The 16,563-nt window shown below is 62.3% G+C and carries 18 protein-coding genes; 4 read left to right on the top strand and 14 right to left on the bottom strand.

The genetic code is table 11. The features are described from left to right. Positions 1-172: 172 nt before the first annotated feature. The 3 genes from AC07UC_RS32875 (at position 173) to AC07UC_RS32865 (ending at position 2,042) form a co-directional block, all read left to right on the top strand. Complete coding sequence (locus AC07UC_RS32875; RefSeq protein ID WP_494909028.1) at positions 173-868, top strand: VIT1/CCC1 transporter family protein; 696 nt, start codon at positions 173-175, stop codon at positions 866-868. 197 nt (positions 869-1,065) lie between these two features. Next, a complete protein-coding gene (locus AC07UC_RS32870; protein WP_202324521.1) occupies positions 1,066-1,326 on the top strand; it encodes a DUF6455 family protein in 261 nt (86 codons plus the stop codon). Between the two features lie 167 nt (positions 1,327-1,493). Continuing rightward, positions 1,494-2,042 (top strand): hypothetical protein, encoded by a 549-nt coding sequence (locus AC07UC_RS32865; protein ID WP_494908784.1) that lies wholly within the window; start codon positions 1,494-1,496, stop codon positions 2,040-2,042. Between the two features lie 101 nt (positions 2,043-2,143). Here AC07UC_RS32865 and AC07UC_RS32860 read toward each other — a convergent pair whose 3' ends face one another. From AC07UC_RS32860 to AC07UC_RS32815, 10 genes are all read right to left on the bottom strand, one after another. Next, entirely contained in the window at positions 2,144-2,821 is a 678-nt protein-coding gene (locus AC07UC_RS32860) for a CBS domain-containing protein (protein WP_494908783.1), read from the bottom strand. 83 nt (positions 2,822-2,904) lie between these two features. Next, positions 2,905-3,075, bottom strand: coding sequence for a cbb3-type cytochrome oxidase assembly protein CcoS (ccoS, locus tag AC07UC_RS32855; protein WP_494908782.1), 171 nt, complete (start codon positions 3,073-3,075; stop codon positions 2,905-2,907). Continuing rightward, positions 3,072-5,357, bottom strand: a complete 2,286-nt coding sequence (locus AC07UC_RS32850) for a cation-translocating P-type ATPase (RefSeq protein WP_494908781.1) — start codon at positions 5,355-5,357, stop codon at positions 3,072-3,074. The genes ccoS and AC07UC_RS32850 overlap by 4 nt, the downstream gene beginning before the upstream one ends. Further along, positions 5,354-5,869 carry a FixH family protein gene (locus tag AC07UC_RS32845; RefSeq protein WP_494908780.1) on the bottom strand — a complete coding sequence of 172 codons (516 nt, stop codon included), beginning with the start codon at positions 5,867-5,869 and terminating at the stop codon, positions 5,354-5,356. The genes AC07UC_RS32850 and AC07UC_RS32845 overlap by 4 nt, the downstream gene beginning before the upstream one ends. Next, the gene (ccoG, locus tag AC07UC_RS32840; protein WP_494908779.1) at positions 5,866-7,425 is read right to left on the bottom strand and encodes a cytochrome c oxidase accessory protein CcoG; all 1,560 of its coding nucleotides are present in this window, start codon (positions 7,423-7,425) and stop codon (positions 5,866-5,868) included. Before ccoG ends, AC07UC_RS32845 begins: the two co-directional genes overlap by 4 nt. A gap of 172 nt (positions 7,426-7,597) precedes the next feature. Continuing rightward, positions 7,598-8,461 (bottom strand): cytochrome-c oxidase, cbb3-type subunit III, encoded by an 864-nt coding sequence (gene ccoP, locus AC07UC_RS32835; RefSeq protein ID WP_494908778.1) that lies wholly within the window; start codon positions 8,459-8,461, stop codon positions 7,598-7,600. Between the two features lie 2 nt (positions 8,462-8,463). Continuing rightward, a complete protein-coding gene (locus AC07UC_RS32830; protein ID WP_041005791.1) occupies positions 8,464-8,613 on the bottom strand; it encodes a CcoQ/FixQ family Cbb3-type cytochrome c oxidase assembly chaperone in 150 nt (49 codons plus the stop codon). A gap of 12 nt (positions 8,614-8,625) precedes the next feature. Continuing rightward, positions 8,626-9,357, bottom strand: a complete 732-nt coding sequence (gene ccoO, locus AC07UC_RS32825) for a cytochrome-c oxidase, cbb3-type subunit II (protein ID WP_140775302.1) — start codon at positions 9,355-9,357, stop codon at positions 8,626-8,628. 10 nt (positions 9,358-9,367) lie between these two features. Beyond that, on the bottom strand, positions 9,368-10,978 hold the full coding sequence (ccoN, locus tag AC07UC_RS32820; RefSeq protein ID WP_494908777.1) for a cytochrome-c oxidase, cbb3-type subunit I: 1,611 nt from the start codon (positions 10,976-10,978) through the stop codon (positions 9,368-9,370). Positions 10,979-11,227: 249 nt separating this feature from the next. After that, on the bottom strand, positions 11,228-11,941 hold the full coding sequence (locus tag AC07UC_RS32815; protein WP_494909027.1) for a Crp/Fnr family transcriptional regulator: 714 nt from the start codon (positions 11,939-11,941) through the stop codon (positions 11,228-11,230). A 154-nt stretch (positions 11,942-12,095) separates the two neighbouring features. Here AC07UC_RS32815 and hemN point away from each other — a divergent pair, with 154 nt between their 5' ends. Further along, entirely contained in the window at positions 12,096-13,445 is a 1,350-nt protein-coding gene (gene hemN / locus AC07UC_RS32810) for an oxygen-independent coproporphyrinogen III oxidase (protein ID WP_494909026.1), read from the top strand. 20 nt (positions 13,446-13,465) lie between these two features. On the opposite strand, the gene AC07UC_RS32805 is transcribed toward hemN, so the two are convergent. The 4 genes from AC07UC_RS32805 to nirK all read right to left on the bottom strand — a co-directional run bounded on the left by AC07UC_RS32805 (position 13,466) and on the right by nirK (position 16,506). Further along, positions 13,466-13,897, bottom strand: coding sequence for a potassium channel family protein (locus tag AC07UC_RS32805; RefSeq protein WP_140775299.1), 432 nt, complete (start codon positions 13,895-13,897; stop codon positions 13,466-13,468). 92 nt (positions 13,898-13,989) lie between these two features. Then, a complete protein-coding gene (locus tag AC07UC_RS32800; protein ID WP_494908776.1) occupies positions 13,990-14,436 on the bottom strand; it encodes a group III truncated hemoglobin in 447 nt (148 codons plus the stop codon). Between the two features lie 24 nt (positions 14,437-14,460). Continuing rightward, a complete protein-coding gene (locus AC07UC_RS32795; RefSeq protein WP_494908775.1) occupies positions 14,461-15,333 on the bottom strand; it encodes a formylglycine-generating enzyme family protein in 873 nt (290 codons plus the stop codon). Between the two features lie 69 nt (positions 15,334-15,402). After that, on the bottom strand, positions 15,403-16,506 hold the full coding sequence (gene nirK, locus AC07UC_RS32790) for a copper-containing nitrite reductase (RefSeq protein ID WP_494908774.1): 1,104 nt from the start codon (positions 16,504-16,506) through the stop codon (positions 15,403-15,405). Positions 16,507-16,563: the final 57 nt, after the last annotated feature.

The raw sequence follows: 16,563 nt of genomic DNA, 5'->3' as shown, positions 1-16,563 counted from the left end.
TGCATGTTAGGAGTACTCGCGAAAGCGCCGGCTCGGCGGCCTGCGGCTGCCGATTGACTTTGATCAAGGCATTTGTTCGGATCGAGGGGCATCAAGCAGTCGAGCTGTCTTCTGGCGCTTGCCGATATGGACGCGAAACCGTGGCGAAACCGACAACTTTTCCTTCATTCAAATGAGTCGTCTTCATTCCGAAAATCATCTGGTGTCGCGCGTCGGCTGGTTACGGGCCGCGGTGCTGGGCGCAAACGACGGCATCGTCTCGACCGCCAGCTTGATCATCGGAGTTGCAAGCGCAAACGCCGCCACCGCCAACGTGCTGGTAGCGGGCGTCGCCGGCCTTGTGGCCGGCGCCATGTCGATGGCCGCCGGCGAATATGTATCCGTCAGTTCCCAGGCTGATACCGAGCATGCGGATCTCGAGCGAGAGCGAAAAGAGCTGGCGAGCCAACCCGAGTTCGAGAGGCAGGAGCTTGCCCAGATCTACATCGATCGCGGCGTGGAGCCTCAATTGGCGTTGCAGGTGGCTGACCAGTTGATGGCCAAGGACGCGCTTAGCGCACACGCCCGCGACGAACTTGGTATTTCCGAGGTTACCGCCGCACGACCGATCATGGCGGCGCTGGCTTCGGCGGCGGCGTTTTCAATCGGTGCGATCATGCCATTGGCAATGGTGCTGCTTTCGCCACCCGCGAGACTGGTTGCGGTAGTCTCGATTGCATCGCTGCTGTTCCTGGCGGTGCTGGGCGCGATTGGCGCGCGGGCCGGCGGCGCCAATGTGTTGAAGGCCACCGCCCGGGTCACCTTTTGGGGAGCGCTGGCGATGGCGCTGACCGCGGGCATTGGTGCTATGTTTGGGACCGTAGGCTAGGACTGCGGCCTTACCGAGCTCATCATATCCAGGCGAGCCATGCTGTATCCAGAGCTGACTGCGCTGGTGTGGGCTGGGCGGGAAGGGTGGCCTTGTCCAGCGGAAGCAATTCCGGGAATGGATGGCCCTCGTTGACCGAGATCAACGTCGCACGTCGCTTGGCATGGCAATGATTGCCGTCTGAGGAGTCTGACGACATGAACTTTCTCGAATACCTGACTGGACTTGATGCTCGAACGGCCTTGATGGGGCGCATGATGCAGAAACTGGGCGTCGACAGGCCGCTGAAAGTCGTGGCGGATCACGTCGCCGTCACCAATCGTGCGGTGGACCGGTGCCGGTCCTGCCGTCACCAGGAGGAATGCGCGACCTGGCTCGATGAGACGGCGCATGCGGATCACCCGCCGGCCTATTGCCGCAATGGCGACTTGATCGCCCGGTTGCAATCTGTCCGTTGATTGAACACCAACGCCCCTAGCGGGATCGGCTGCCGCGGTGCGCCCTTATTCCAGCCGGCGACGGACGATTTTGCCCTTGCGACGAGTTGACGGTCCAGGAGGCTTTTGACGACAGTCGGCACAAGTGGGACTGCTGCAGTTGACAGGTTCGCATACGAGGCAGGCGTTTGGACTATCTGCATTTTCTGCAAGCATTCCTGCTTTTTGCCGCGCCGGGGCCGACCAACGCTCTTCTGGCGGCAGGCGCGGTCAAGCGTGGGAATGCCGCTACGCTCCTTGCCGCGCAGGCATGCGGATACGGGATCGCGGCAGCCTTGTGGCTTTCTCTGCGTTCCCTGGTGCCGCCTGGCACCATCCAGATGGTTCAACTGGTTGCCGCTGCATGGCTGGTAATACTTGGCTTTCGCCTGATCGCCGTCAAACGCGCCGACGCAACCGGGAACGGCGGTCGCATTTCCATCCTGGCAACCACCGTCCTCAATCCGAAGGCGTTCATTTATTGCGTGGCCATCGTGCCGATGGACATCGAGGCAGCCGCGCGGGGCATGGCTTGGATCGTATTGCTTGTAATCACGGCAATTACCGGATCGATGTGGCTGTTGCTGGGCAGGCGGCTGAGCGGCGGCAAGAGGAGAGCAGATACAATCGCCGGCGCGGCGCTCATTGCCTTCGCGCTGCTGTTGGTTCGGCCCTTGATACCCTTGTTGGCGATTTAAGGGAGGGGCCGGAATGCTGGATTGGACGGGGCGGATATGCAGCCCGAAAATCTCCCTTGGCGATGCGCTGTTCGGGAGCCGTTCCGCCTCTGTGACGTCTTCTAGGAGAGAAGCAGGACCGAGAACGTCCCGGCGCAAAAGAGTTTGTCCGTGACCTTCTTGACCCCGTCGACGTTCTCGGCCGCAACGACAGCGGCCTTTCGCTGACGCTCGTCGAAAATGGCGCCGCTCAGTTCAACGTCGCCGCTATCGACGGTAACGCCGATAAGATCGCCGCCGCTCCAGGATTGCCCCTGTAGCTCGGCGATGATCTTCCTGCGTATGACCTCGTCATCGGCAGTCGCGGCGCCTGATTTGGGCAGGATCCGCAGCAGGGCGCGCAACAAATCGGAGCGGGTTATGATCCCGGCCATTCTGCCCTGATCGAGGATCGGCACATTCTTGATGTCGTGGTCAGCCATCAATTCGACGATCTCGGCCAGCGACGCCCCAGGCGGCGCCGAGACGACGTCCGTCGTCATGATGTCGCCAACCCGACGGCCGGTTGTGTGCACATACTCATCGGCGATCTTGCCGGGGCCGGCCAGAAATTCGAGCCAGCGAGGACGAACACGCTGGGTGCCAAGTTCCTTGCGCCGGAGGAAGTCGCCTTCGCTGATGATGCCAATCGCCACACCGTCGCGTGTGACCGGCAGGCAGCTGATCTTCCTGGTCAACATCAGGTCGGCGGCGTCGGTGATCGAGGCCGAAGCATCGATTGAGATCACCGGCGTCGTCATGATGTCCTGGGCCTGCATCGGTGCCTCCTGCTCTTCGTCAGGCATTTTCTGGAACGCCGGGAGCGTCGGCGCTTTGATCCGCGTCAGTTTGACCGCAGGCCTTCATTGTCCTGCACATCGGGCTCGATCAATATCCGCGCGGCGGCTCCGTCGAGATCCTCGTACTGGCCGCTGCGTAGGGCCCACAGGAAGCCGGACAAACCGAGCGCCCCCAGGAGGAGGGCTACCGGAATGAGGTAGACGAGCGTGGTCATGGATGGGCCGCTTCGATGATTTCGGTGCGGCGCCTGGCCGGAGCCGCGTCAGGTGCCGCTTTTGCCGTGGCCTGAAGCCGCAACGCATTCGCGATCACGATCAGCGATGAAGCACTCATCGCGATCGCCGCGATGAGCGGCGTCACATGTCCGAGGATGGCGATCGGCACGGCGAAGGCGTTGTAGATGATCGCGATCGCGATGTTCTGGCGGATGAGCCGGCCGGCCTTGCGCGAGACATCCAGGGCGAGCGGTACGGCCAACAGGCTCTCGCGCAGGAAGACGAAATCCGCGGCTTTGCGACCAATATCGGCCGCGGTCGCCGGAGCCATCGAGACATGAGCGGCGCCAAGCGCCGGCGTGTCGTTGAGGCCATCGCCCACCATCAGCACCTTGCGACCGGCGCGGGCCAACGTCTCTATCCTTTCGACCTTTCCCGACGGCAGCAAGGCCGGCACGAAGCGATCGATGCCGAGGATCCCCGCCGCCTCGGCGCAGGCCCGCGCAGTGTCGCCGGACAGCATCTCGACCGGGATGCCGTCGTCCTTCAATCTCCGCACCGCGGCCTTCGCATCGGGTCGCGTGGCATCCTCGAAGGCGAAGCAAGCGACGATCCTGCCATTCTTGGCGAGAACCGTGCCGCCAAGGCCGCCATATTTTCCTTCACCGCCCGTACGGGCCTTCCACCCTGCCCAGCCGCGCCGGCCAAGGCGCCAGGTATCGCCGCCGGCGAACGCTTCGATGCCGAAGCCGGGCTCTTCCTGCACGTGGTCGAATTTGGTTCGGCTACGATTGTTTCCGTATGTCGCCAGAGCCTTTGAAAACGGGTGCCGGGAATGAGCTGCCATGTCGGCCGCGATCGCCAGCATGGCCGGATCGATCGATGCGGCATTGACCAGTCTGGGCAGCCCCAGGGTCAACGTCCCGGTCTTGTCGAAGACAGCCGCGTCGATCGCCGCGAGACGCTCCATGGCCGACCCGTCCTTGACCATGACGCCGGCCTCGAACAGGCGCCGGGCTGCCACGACCTGGACGATCGGCACGGCCAGGCCGAGCGCGCAGGGGCAGGTGATGATAAGCACGGCGATGGCGATGGTCATGGCCCGGTGCCAATCGCCGGACGCAACCATCCAGCCGAGGTATGTGACAAAGGCCGCCAGATGGACAACCGGCGCGTAGAGGGCCGATACCCGGTCCGCAATTCGCCTGTAGCGCGAGCGGCCGCCCTCGGCGGCCTCCATCAGCCGAACCATTTCCGCAAGGAAGGAATCCTTCGCAGCGGCGGTTGCCTGGATTGTCAGCGGACCCGTCAGGTTCAACGTGCCAGCCTGGACATGTGTGCCGGCACTCACGGTTTTGGGCGCGCTCTCGCCGGAGACGATCGAGCAATCCAGGTCGGAATTCCCGCTGATGATATCGCCGTTGACCGGTATCCGCTCTCCGGCCGCGATGAGAAGGCGCATTCCTGCCGCGAGCTCGGCGACGGGCATGTATTCGCGTGTTCCGTCGTCGCGCAGGACAATGGAACCCCGCGCGGCAAGCCGCGACAGGCCATTGACCGCGGTTCGCGCTCGCTCACGCATGACGTGGTCCAGCGTGCGGCCGATCAACAGGAAGAAAAGCAGCGATACCGAAGCGTCGAAATAGGCGTGCTCGCCGTGGTTGATGGTCTCATAGAGGCTCATCGCGTAGGCGAGCGAAACCCCCACCGCGATCGGCACATCCATGTTCATCCGGCCATGGCGCAGCGCGTTCGCCGCGGAGCGGAAGTAGATACCACCGGCAAAGGCGAGGGCTGGAATGGCGATCAGCGCGGACAGCCAATGAAACAGATCGCGTGTCGGACCTTCCGCGCCGGACCAGACCGATACCGAGAGCAGCATGATGTTGCCGGCGGCGAAGCCCGCCACGGCGACAGCGCGGATCAGCTCCGAGAGCGTCCTGTCCTTCTCGTGAATTTCCGGGTCGAACAGGTGCGCCTGATAGCCGAGACGGCCGAGCACGGCAAAGAATGGCGGGACGCTGTCTCCGTGCCAGCGCACCGACACACGCTTCGTCGAGAGGTTGACGCGAGCGGACTCGACGTTCTCGACCGAGCCGAGCGCAGCCTCGATCGCTTGGATGCAAGCCCCGCAGTGAACCGTCGGCACCGACAGGTCGGTCTGGTGGATGTCGCCGCCCAGAAAGCGGCTCGCCAGCTTGATCTCCTCACTCGACGGCGGCGCGGACGCAGCGGCGGGGACCTCCAACGCCATTTCCGCTCCTGGCGCGCAGCAGCTCATTGCAGGGCTCCATTCGAGATCATGACGCGGCGAACGTCACGAAACGGTGACGTCAGTCCGGCGTCCGCATCGACCTCCACGATCCAGACGCCATCCCTCGGCGTGTGCCGGACGGCAAACTCCTGCACGTCGCCCGGAGTGCCTCCGGGCATCGCGGCAAGTGTCAGGGCTTCATCCGCGGCCTCGTAGGCCGGGTGGCGGAACAGCATCTTGACGCCGTGCAGCGGCACCGGCTTGCCCTTGCTGTCGGCAAGGCTGTAGCGGACCTCGCCGGAGGCGACGGTCAGCCTGCCCGTCCAACCTAGCGCCGCCTGTGCCCTTCCTTTCCGCGCTTCCTCGTTGAACTGCTGGCTTGCGACATAGGTGTTCTCGACAACGAGGCCCGTCCAGCTCTTCTCGGCGAGCGTCGCCATGGTGACGTTGACCCCGATCACCACAGCGAAGAAGCTCAGGATGACGATCAACATGTGCCTGCCGGTGAACTCGCGTGGCTTCCGCGTTTCGACGCTCATCTGCTGTTCTCCGGCGCGTTGAAAGTGGCGGTGTATTCGGCGGATTCGGAACTCGCCTTGTCATCGATGCGAAATTCGAAATTCTGCGCCGGCTTCTGGATGCGGTCTGCCGGTTGCCTGACGAAGATTTTGAGCGTCTTCAGCCGGTCGGGTTCCACCGGAATGGAGAAAGAGCGACTTGCGGCCTGGTCGATGCCGACGATGCTCATCTCACCGCCGTCGAGACCCTGCAGCGTGACCTCGATCGTCCTCGGTTGGGGTATCATGTTGAGCAGCTTGACCGTGTAGCCGTTCCGGATCGAGCCGTCCGAGAGCGTCACGAACTGCGGATTGCGATCGTGCAGGACATTCAGCTCCAGCCGCTCGCGCGTCAGCAGCGAATAGACGAGCACCAGGCCGATCGCCGACCATGCGCCGAGATAAATGTAGGTGCGCAACTGGAAGATCTTGCCGAGATGGAAATGTGCCAGGCCGTCGGCGAAGCTGCCGCTCGCCGTTCTTACGAGCGCCGGATTGACCGGGCCAGTGCCGCCGGAAGTGGCCACTGCCATGTTGGCGTTGTAGTCGGCCAGCGTTGCATAGGAAATCAGCCCGCGTTCTCGGCCGAGCTTGTCCATGACGCTGTCACAGGCGTCGATGCACAGCGCGCAGGTGATGCATTCCAGCTGCTGGCCGTCACGGATGTCGATGCCCATGGGGCAGACGGCGACACAGGCGTTGCAATCGACGCAGTCGCCGACCGATTGCCCGGCGGCCGAGACCTTTTTGGCGTGCCTTGAGCGCGGTTCGCCGCGCCAGTCGTTATACGTCACCGTCAGCGAATTTTCGTCGAGCATGGCCGCCTGAATGCGCGGCCAGGGGCACATGTAGGTGCAGACCTGCTCCCGCATCAGCCCGCCGAACACATAGGTGGTGCCGGTGAGCACGGCGATCGTGACATAGGCCACGGGCGCTGCCGTGCCGGTGACGACTTCGCCAAGCAGCTTCGGCGCGTCGGCGAAGTAGAAGATCCAGGCGCCGCCCGTGGCCGCTGCGATGACGAGCCAGATGGCGTGCTTGGAAACGCGCAGGAGGAGCTTGCGAACTGTCCACGGGGCAGCATCGAGCTTGATGCGGGCGTTGCGATCGCCTTCGATCGCCCGTTCCACGACAAGGAACAGGTCCACCCAGACGGTCTGCGGGCAGGCATAGCCGCACCAGGCCCGCCCGACCGTCGATGTGATCAGGAAAAGACCGACGCCCGCCATCATGAGGAGGCCGGCGACGTAGTAGAATTCCTGCGGCCAGATCTCGATGAAAAAGAAGTAGAAACGGCGGTTCGCCAGGTCGATGAGAACGGCCTGGTCGGGAGCGAAGGGGCCGCGGTCCCAGCGCAGCCACGGCGTCAGGTAATAGATACCGAGCGTGATCGCCATCACCAGCCATTTGAACTGGCGGAAATGGCCGGAGGCCCGCTTCGGAAAGATTTTCTTGCGCGCGGCATAAAGTGGCTGTCGCGTCTTTGCGGAATTGACCGCTTCGGCTTCGAGCCGTTCTACCTGCGACTGATCCAGCACGACGATCTCCAATCACGGCGAAAATGACGCCGCCTTCCTGCAGCAGTCTTGCAGTCGCCTGGGCGCGTCGCGTTGATGCAGGTCAAATTGAGACATCAAAAAGCAAGTCGAGGCCCGGCATGGCCGGGCCTCGTCGCTTGAACGGCCAAGGGCTGAGAACAGGCCCCCGCTCCTATTCTCCGCCGCCAAGCGAATGGACATAGACGGCCAGTTCCTTGACCGTCGTCTCGCCAAGGCGGCCGACCCAGGCAGGCATCACCCCGTTCTTCGGGGCTCGCACCTGAGAAGCAATCGCGGCTTCGCCGGAACCGTGGAGCCAGATCGCATCGGTCAGATCGGGTGCCCCGAGTTCCCGGTTGCCCTTTGCGTTCTCGCCATGGCAGGCGGCACAATTGTCCGCGAAAACCTTCGCGCCGGGCTCGATCAGGGTTTTGTCCCGTACCGGCCCGGAAAGGCTGGCCACGAAAGCGCTGACCTGCGCGATCTGCTCGGGCTTGAGCACGTCGAGGAAGGCGGGCATCTCCGACTGGCGGGTATCGGCATCCGAGGCGAAACGGATGCCGTGCGTGATCGTCTGCTGGATCTGCTCCGTCTTGCCGCCCCAAAGCCAATCGTCATCGTTGAGGTTCGGAAACCCTGTCGACCCTTGCGCGCCGGAGCCGTGGCACTGCACGCAGTTGACCTTGAATGCCGCGCCGCCGGCCGCGACGGCGAACTCGCGCAACGTGTCGTCCGCGGTGATTTCCGAAGCAGTTTTAGACTGTATCGCCGCGACGTATTTGGCCTTGCCGGCTTCAGCCGCGGCCATTTCGTTCTTGACGTCATTGCGGCTGGAAAAGCCCAGGACACCCTTGGTGGCGGAACTCAGCATCGGCCAGGCGGGATAGGCGATCGTGTAGGCCAGCGCCCAGGCGATGGTGACGTAGAAGGTGATCACCCACCAGCTCGGCAGGGGATTGTTGAGCTCCCTGATCCCGTCCCATTCGTGGCCGGTCGTCGTCACGCCCGAGATTTCGTCGACATGCTCGCTGCTCATGATCAATCGTCCTTAAGAGGAATCTGTGCGGCGTGATCGGCATGCGCCTTGCCACCCGGACGAAGCGCGAAAGCAATGCAGCCTACAAAAAACAGGGCCATGGCAAGCAGACCCCAACTGTCGGCGAACTCCCGCATCAAATTGTATTCCATCGGTTGCTCTCCTCAGCGGTAGCCAGCTGCTTCGTCGTAATTCTTGAAATCGACCAAGGTGCCGAGCATCTGCAGATAGGCCACCAGAGCATCCATCTCGGTGACCTGCTGGGGGTTGCCGTCGAAGTCGCCGACCTTGGCTTTCGGATAGCGGCTCTCCAGTCCGGATGTGTCGGCGTTGGGATCGGCCTGCGCCATCAGGTCAGCGTTCGCGTGGGAGATCATGTCGTCGGAGTAGGGCACTCCGACGCGCCTGTTCGCCACCAGATGCGTCGAGAAATCCTTCACCGCGATCGGCGTGTCCTTCAGGAACGCATAGCTGGGCATGATCGACTCGGGCACGACGGAACGCGGGTCCGTAAGGTGCTGGACGTGCCAGCTGTTGGAGTAGCGGTCGCCGACGCGAGCGAGATCGGGGCCGGTCCGCTTGGACCCCCATTGAAACGGATGGTCGTACATCGACTCTGCCGCCAGGCTGTAGTGGCCGTAGCGTTCCACCTCGTCCCGGAACGGCCTGATCATCTGGCTGTGGCAGAGGTAGCATCCCTCGCGCACATAGATGTTGCGGCCGGCGAGTTCGAGCGGCGAGTAGGGCCGCATGCCATCGACCTTCTCGATCGTATTGTCGAGATAGAACAGAGGCGCGATCTCGACGATGCCGCCGACGGTCACAACCAGCAGGGATCCGACAAGAAGCAGCGTGGCGTTCTTCTCGATCAGCGCGTGTTTATCCATCAAGCCCATATCTGGCTCCTTATTCGGCAGGCTGGAGGGCGGGGGCGGAACCGGGCAAAGGCTGCTCTTCGCGCTGGTAGCCACGAATGGTCATGGTGACATTCCAGGCCATGACCAGCATGCCGGCGAGGTACATGGCGCCGCCCGCGGCGCGCATGACGTAGTAGGGATGCATGGCAGCGACGGTCTCGGCGAAGGAGTAGACGAGGAATCCCTGCTCGTCGTATTCGCGCCACATGAGCCCCTGCATGATACCCGAGACCCACATCACTGCCGCGTAGACAACGATGCCGAGCGTCGCCAGCCAGAAGTGCCAGGTGACAAGCCGCATCGAATAGAGCCGCTCGCGGTTCCAGAGCTTGGGCACCATGTAGTAGATCGCACCGAAGGTGATCATGCCGACCCAGCCGAGCGCTCCCGAGTGGACATGGCCGATCGTCCAGTCGGTGTAGTGCGAAAGCGAGTTGACCGTCTTGATTGACATCATCGGGCCTTCGAAGGTCGACATGCCGTAGAAGGCGATGGCCGCGACCATCATGCGGATGATCGGATCAGTGCGGATCTTGTCCCAAGCCCCGGAGAGGGTCATGAGGCCGTTGATCATGCCGCCCCAGGAAGGCATCCACAGCATGATCGAAAACACCATGCCCAGCGTCTGCGCCCAGTCGGGCAGGGCGGTGTAGTGGAGATGGTGCGGACCCGCCCAGATGTACAGGAAGATCAGTGCCCAGAAGTGGATGATCGACAGGCGGTAGGAATAGACCGGCCGGTTCGCCTGCTTGGGCACGAAATAATACATCATGCCCAGGAAACCGGCGGTGAGGAAGAAGCCGACCGCGTTGTGGCCATACCACCACTGGGTAAGCGCGTCCTGAACGCCGGAGAAGGCCGAGTAGCTCTTCGATCCCAGCAGTGATGCCGGCATCGACAGATTGTTGACGACGTGGAGCATCGCGATGGTGACGATGAAGGAGAGATAGAACCAGTTGGCGACGTAGATGTGCGGTTCCTTGCGCTTCAGGATGGTGCCAAGGAACAGGATCAGGTATGCGACCCACACGATCGTCAGCCAGATGTCGACATACCATTCTGGCTCGGCATATTCGCGGCTTTCGGTGATGCCGAGCAGATAGCCGGTCGCGGCCATGACGATGAAAAGCTGATATCCCCAGAAGACGAACCAGGCGAGATTGCCGCCGAAAAGGCGTGCCCGGCAGGTGCGTTGGACGACGTAAAGCGAGGTGCAGATCAGCGCGTTGCCGCCAAAGGCAAAGACCACGCCGGAGGTATGGACCGGCCGCAACCGACCGAAATTGAACCAGGGCTCGATGTTGAGGTGAGGGTATGCAAGCTGCAGCGCGATGATCACGCCGACCAGCATGCCGACGACACCCCAGAACACCGTTGCGATGGCCCCATAGCGGATCGGACCATCCATGTAGGCGGAGGGGTCGATCGGCGCCGCGGGCTTGAAATCCGTATTGCGCAGCAGGATCGCGGTGAAGCCAGCCACGGCGAAGAACAAGACCCACATGTGCTGGCGAAAAGGTTCATCCACGCCGAAACCGGCGGCCACGAGGGCACCAAAAGCAAACAGGCTTAAAAGGACGATCTCCGTGCCAAATTTCATCGCAAGTCCCCGATCGCGTCTCGAAAGTTCCGGCGGAAATGCCCGCTCGCGGCACCATTTCGGGATTTTCCGTTCCCGGGCCTTGATCCAGGTCAAACGCGGAGAGCTTTTGTTGGGGAGGGTCGCAGCGCCCGCTGGAGCGTGGCTCTGGCAGTGACGTGACCAGGCAGGAAGCGTCGAAGAAACGACCTGCAGGGCTGAAGTCGGTAACTCTGGAAGGTCGAAGCTGGAGGACGGTTCGACAGCGGGTTAGTCGCCGCAGCGTTCCTCGAACTGAGCCATGCTTGCGAGGCTTATGTGTCGCTTGTTTGTGATCCGGATCGCGCCGTCCACTCGCAACCTGGAGAATTCTCGACTTACCGTCTCGATCGTCAGGCCGAGAAAATCGGCGATCTCCCCGCGTGTCAGCGGCAGATCGAAGCTGATAGGGTCTGCTGGATGTTTAGACGGGTCGATATTTCCGGCGAACATAAGAAGGAAGCTTGCGACCTTTTCGGAGGCGGTCTTGCGCCCCAGTGCCGCCATCCAGTCGCGCGCTTCGTCCAGTTCGTTCAGCGCGCGCTTCAGCAGCAGGCGTCCAAGTTCCGGCACCTCGTCTGTCATTCGATCGATGATCGTTCTTGGAAACGAACATAGCGCCACATTCGTCAAGGCTTCGGCCTTGATCGGCCGTTTCGCCTCGAACGGCCTGCCCAGAAAATCGGGCGCGAAATGGAACCCGACAATCTGCTGACGACCATCCGAAAGATCTCTCGTGAGCTTGACCACGCCGGACAACAGGTTGGAATAGGTTCCGTCGTCGTGCAGTTCCGTCCCTGCCGAAACCTCATGCCTGGACGAGGCTTTGGCCAGCTCGGCAAGTTGGCGGGCGTTGAGCGCGCCGCACAATCCGCCCCGCCGCGCTTCGCAGGATTTGCAAATTGCGGGAACGTCAGCTTGTTGAGCATCCTGTCTGGCGGCCATTGCAACGCCCGTGATCAATAGGGAGGGCAATTTGCGCCCGTTGTGACCTGAGTCGCCTTGATCGAGATCAAGGTTTTGCCGCGGTAGTTCAGGCAGTCTGACCGTCATGACCCCTCCCGCCGCCACCATCCATTCCCCGCGCCCAACCCCGGCCTTGAGTCCAACACCGGCCGTCAGCCTTGTCGACAACGTGCCGCGTTACACGAGCTATCCGACCGCGCCGCACTTTCATCCGGGCGTCGACGCGGCCACGGTTCGCGGGTGGATGGACGCGCTCGAGGGCGATGACGAGATATCGCTGTATCTGCATATCCCCTATTGCGACCGGCTGTGCTGGTTCTGCGCCTGCCATACCAAGCAGACGCGTCACTATGCGCCTGTGGCCACCTTCCTGCGCTCGCTCCACAAGGAGATCGAAACGGTCGGCGGCCTTGTGAGTGGCCGGGGCAGGGTTCGCGCCGTCCATTTCGGCGGCGGCTCGCCGACAATGCTCAAGCCCGACGACATCCTCGTGCTCGGAAGAGCGTTGCGGGATCAATTCGACTTCCTCGACGATGCCAGCCTCAGCGTCGAGATCGACCCGAACGACATGGATGAGGGTCGGCTTGATGCCTTCGCCGCGATCGGCATGACAAGAGCGAGCCTCGGCGTGCAGGATTTCGATCCCAAGGTGCAGAAGGCGATCAATCGCGAGCAGGGTTTCGCGCTGACCAAAAGCATTGTCGATGCGGTGCGCGCACGGGGCGTCACTTCCGTCAACCTGGATCTGCTCTACGGTCTGCCGCACCAGACCCGCGAGAGTGTCGCGGCGACCGTCGCCCAGGCGCTGACGCTCGCGCCAGACAGGCTTGCCTTGTTCGGCTACGCGCATGTGCCTTGGTTCAAGAAGCACCAGACGATGATCGATGAAGCCTGGCTGCCCGATTCCGCCGCACGTCTGGCGCAGTCTCAGCTTGCGGCGCAACTGATTGTCGACGCCGGCTACGAGGCATTGGGGTTGGACCATTTCGCAAAGCCGGAGGACACGCTGGCGGTTGCCGCCCGTGCCGGCAAGATCCGCCGCAATTTCCAGGGCTACACCGAGGACCAGTGCGAAACCCTGATCGGTCTCGGTCCCTCGTCGATCAGCCGGTATCGCCAGGGCCACGCACAAAACATCGTTGCCACCGGCGAGTACGAAAAGGCCGTGGATTCCGGACAGCTGGCGATAGCGCGCGGCATTGAGTTCAGTCTCGATGATCTGGCGCGGGGCTGGATCATCGAGCGTCTGATGTGCAACTTCACGTTCTCGGCGGTGGACCTTGTCGAACGCTTTGGAGCGGTCGGCCAGACGCTGCTCTGCGAGGCGAGCCGGCTGGCCATCAGCGGTGCCGGCCAGCTTCTTCGGCTCGACGGTGAGAACTTCGTCGTGCCGCGGGAAAGCCGTCCCCTGGTCAGGACGGTGGCGGCGAGATTCGACAAGTATCTCAGCAGTGGAACCGGCAGGCACTCGGCAGCGGTCTGACCGATGGCTCGGGTACCGGGTCAAAAATGCTCGCCGACCCGGAAGGGACCGACACGGATGCCGGCCGCGATCAGATAGGCGGTCGACCAGCCAATCAGCAGAAAGCCATTGATGCCCTCCAGGGCCGCCAGCACCCGCCAGCCATGAGCGGGCACCACATCTCCATAGCCGACCGTCGAAAAGGTGATGGTCGAGAAGTAAAGCGCGGTCTCGAAGTCGCTCAGGATTCCGAGCAGCCGATAGAGTCCGGCCCATAGCCAGACTTCCGCCGTCATGACAGCGAAAAGCCCCATGACCACGCTGATCATGGCCAGGACCCGGCTGCGCCGTCCGTGCATGCGAAAGAGCGCAACGATCCGTGCCATTGCGTGAGTGATGGCGATGAGGCCGAAAGTATGGATCAGTACCGTCAGGCTGATGACGATGGTGCCGACGAAGAGATTAAGGATCATCGGCGGAAATTACGGGCCCCGACGGCCACAGTCCTTGCGCATGATCAAACCGGATGTCAGCTCGGTAAACTCCACCGCGCCGGTGGGATCTGCTAGCCAGGCACCTTGGTGGCGGGACCGAGGTGGAAGAACATGGCGAGCTTCAAGCTCGTTGCTATCCTTTCCGCCCGTTCCACGAACACCGCCGCGATCTCGGGGGCGAAGAGCTCGGACGCCGTCTCGCCGAAAAGAGCCAGCCAAATCTCGAAGTCGGCTTCGGTGACATTCTTGAGCTTCAGATGAGCAGGCACCGGCCGGCCATGATAGTCGCCGCTTTTCAAGATGACGGAGCACCAGAAGTCCGTCATTTTCTCCAGATGGGGCTCCCAATCGCCAACGATTTCTCGGGCGAAGACGGGCCCGAGCCGCTCATCCTTTCTCACCCTGGAATAGAATTTGCGGACCAGCACTCCTATCGAGGTCCGATCGACGCCGGGGCGCGCCAGGGGCTGTTCGGCGGCAGGGCGAACCCTGTCAAGCGAGGCCGGCTTCGGAGTCATCTACGTTCCTTTCTTGTCGAGCAATCAGGTGAGGCCCAGTCGGCGACGGGCGGCCTGCAGGAAGCCACCAGGATCATGGACAAGGCGGAAACCGAGATTGTCGGGCGGCGTGCCGACCGCGCAACCGCCGCTTTTGCCGTCGCGGATGAAGTTCGACATGTAAGTGCGGTGGAAACCCTCCACGACATGCACACCGCAATTGGTGATCGAACTGGCGATACGCGCGCCGTCGCTGGACATCGTCGCATGGGCATAGCAGGTCGCCGTCCACTCCCAGACATTGCCGGCAATGTCCGCAACACCTTTTGAATTGGCTCCAAATGCCCCAAGAGGCCGGGGTTCAGGATCCGGTTTGCGGCCGAGCGCCGCCTCATTGCGATATTGCGTGAGCCATCGCCTCGCCGGATCGGCCGGATCGCCATCACCACCTTCTATGTCGGCTCGAAATCGCTCACCCGCAGCATAGGCCCATTCCGCGTCGGTCGGTAGCCGCCACGCCTCACCTGTCTTCTCGGACAGCCAGTTCGCATAGGCCTGTGCATCAGTGAAGCTGACGCCGGTCGCCGGAACGTTGCCGGCGAGGCGCGAATCAGCCGGCTGGCAGGCGCCGTCCAGGACGCAACGATCATAGTCCGACGCGGTCACCTGAAACGTCATGATCTCCAGCGGCGCGTCGATAGTCTCCTTCAAGATGGGCGCAGGCGCGGAATGGTCGTCCTTGAGGAATTCACCTGGCTGCGGGTGGTTGAAGGAACCAGGCGCCAGGGTGACCATGTCGGTCAAGACAACTGGCCTCCGAGGTTGCCCGGACATGCCGTCGACCGCGTGGCTGACACCCAGTCCGATGAGGGCGGCAGCCGCGATGGTTCCGAATGTGAAGACAGGGTGGAAGGACATGTCCAAACTCCGCCTGCCCTGCAATTCGCCGGCGGTGCCGGAGAATTGCAGGGCGATCGGCTTTTCTTCCTATGAGGCAATCGCCTTGGGAGCTTCGACCTGCATCATCAGATCGTCGTCCCAGGTTCCATCGACCGTGAAGTGCGCGGTTGCGCCGAGTTCGACGGCCTCGATCAGATTGTGGTTCACGTAGGCGTAGACCCCCGGCTGCCGGAACGTGTAGAGAGCGGCGCCCGCCGATCCACCCCGAATGAACCAGGTCTCGAGATCCTTGGCCGGGGCATTGGCGAACTTGCCCTGTTCCCAGACGAAGTCGCCGTGGCCGCCGATCAGGTGCGGGCGAGTGTCGCGATTGGCCTGGGAATGGACGATCAGCACCGTTTCCCCGACCTTGGCCTTCATGGCATTCTCGCCGGTCAGCGATCCAGCCTTGCCGTTGAAGACGACATGCGTCGGGATCAGGCCGCGCATCACCTTCACGGTATCGTCGTAATTGTCGCCGACCGAGTCGTACTTCTTGAATTTTCCCTGCTCGTCGCGCGGGATGTAGAAGTCGTTCTCACCGATATAATAGATGCGGTCGTAGCGGACGGGCTTGCCCTTTTCGTCCTTCAGGCCGTCGCGCGGCAGGACCATCACCGCTCCGCTCATTCCCGACACGACATGCCAGGGGATCATCGCTCCGCCCGGTGCGCAATGGTAGACGAATGTTCCGGGCCGGGTCGCCTTGAAGCGCAACGTCACTTGCTCTCCCGGGTTGATCAGTGTCAGTGCACCGCCGCCGAGCCCGCCGGTCGCCGCATGGAAGTCGATATTGTGGGCGAGCGTATTGGTGTCGGGATTGATCAGCGTGAGCTCGAGATAGTCACCCTCATGCACGACCATGAGCGGGCCCGGAATGGAGCCGTTATAGGTCATGGCATTGAGCTGCGTGCCGTCGGCGTCGATGACCGTCGGCTTCTCCTCGATCTTCATGGTGAACTCGACAACCTTGGGGCCACCCTTGGCCACCTGGTCGTGAGGGTGCACGAAAGGCGGCGCGACAAGGGTCACTTTTTCGCGCGGAAGTGAGGCCACATCCTTCACTGCAGCCATAGCCGGCACCGGGCCGATGGCGGCAACGGCAGCGGCGGTAAGAACAGAACCCAGCAAAGCTTCGCGTCTCGTAAGCATTTTCATTTCCTCGACTTCAACGGTTTCGATGAAGCCAGGATAGTGTCTTGACGCGGC

The organism is Mesorhizobium sp. GW821-FHT04C10 (genome assembly GCF_059420305.1).
This window is presented reverse-complemented; position numbering and strand designations above follow the sequence as displayed.

What these genes read in the sequence shown, in the direction of transcription:
- AC07UC_RS32875 (WP_494909028.1), top strand. Translation starts at nt 173, where the DNA reads ATGAGTCGTCTTCATTCCGAAAATCATCTGGTGTCGCGCGTCGGCTGG.
- AC07UC_RS32870 (WP_202324521.1), top strand. Translation starts at nt 1,066, where the DNA reads ATGAACTTTCTCGAATACCTGACTGGACTTGATGCTCGAACGGCCTTG.
- AC07UC_RS32860 (WP_494908783.1), bottom strand. Translation starts at nt 2,821, where the DNA reads ATGACGACGCCGGTGATCTCAATCGATGCTTCGGCCTCGATCACCGAC.
- ccoS (WP_494908782.1), bottom strand. Translation starts at nt 3,075, where the DNA reads ATGACCACGCTCGTCTACCTCATTCCGGTAGCCCTCCTCCTGGGGGCG.
- AC07UC_RS32850 (WP_494908781.1), bottom strand. Translation starts at nt 5,357, where the DNA reads ATGAGCTGCTGCGCGCCAGGAGCGGAAATGGCGTTGGAGGTCCCCGCC.
- AC07UC_RS32845 (WP_494908780.1), bottom strand. Translation starts at nt 5,869, where the DNA reads ATGAGCGTCGAAACGCGGAAGCCACGCGAGTTCACCGGCAGGCACATG.
- ccoP (WP_494908778.1), bottom strand. Translation starts at nt 8,461, where the DNA reads ATGAGCAGCGAGCATGTCGACGAAATCTCGGGCGTGACGACGACCGGC.
- AC07UC_RS32830 (WP_041005791.1), bottom strand. Translation starts at nt 8,613, where the DNA reads ATGGAATACAATTTGATGCGGGAGTTCGCCGACAGTTGGGGTCTGCTT.
- ccoO (WP_140775302.1), bottom strand. Translation starts at nt 9,357, where the DNA reads ATGGGCTTGATGGATAAACACGCGCTGATCGAGAAGAACGCCACGCTG.
- ccoN (WP_494908777.1), bottom strand. Translation starts at nt 10,978, where the DNA reads ATGAAATTTGGCACGGAGATCGTCCTTTTAAGCCTGTTTGCTTTTGGT.
- AC07UC_RS32815 (WP_494909027.1), bottom strand. Translation starts at nt 11,941, where the DNA reads ATGGCCGCCAGACAGGATGCTCAACAAGCTGACGTTCCCGCAATTTGC.
- AC07UC_RS32805 (WP_140775299.1), bottom strand. Translation starts at nt 13,897, where the DNA reads ATGATCCTTAATCTCTTCGTCGGCACCATCGTCATCAGCCTGACGGTA.
- AC07UC_RS32800 (WP_494908776.1), bottom strand. Translation starts at nt 14,436, where the DNA reads ATGACTCCGAAGCCGGCCTCGCTTGACAGGGTTCGCCCTGCCGCCGAA.
- AC07UC_RS32795 (WP_494908775.1), bottom strand. Translation starts at nt 15,333, where the DNA reads ATGTCCTTCCACCCTGTCTTCACATTCGGAACCATCGCGGCTGCCGCC.
- nirK (WP_494908774.1), bottom strand. Translation starts at nt 16,506, where the DNA reads ATGCTTACGAGACGCGAAGCTTTGCTGGGTTCTGTTCTTACCGCCGCT.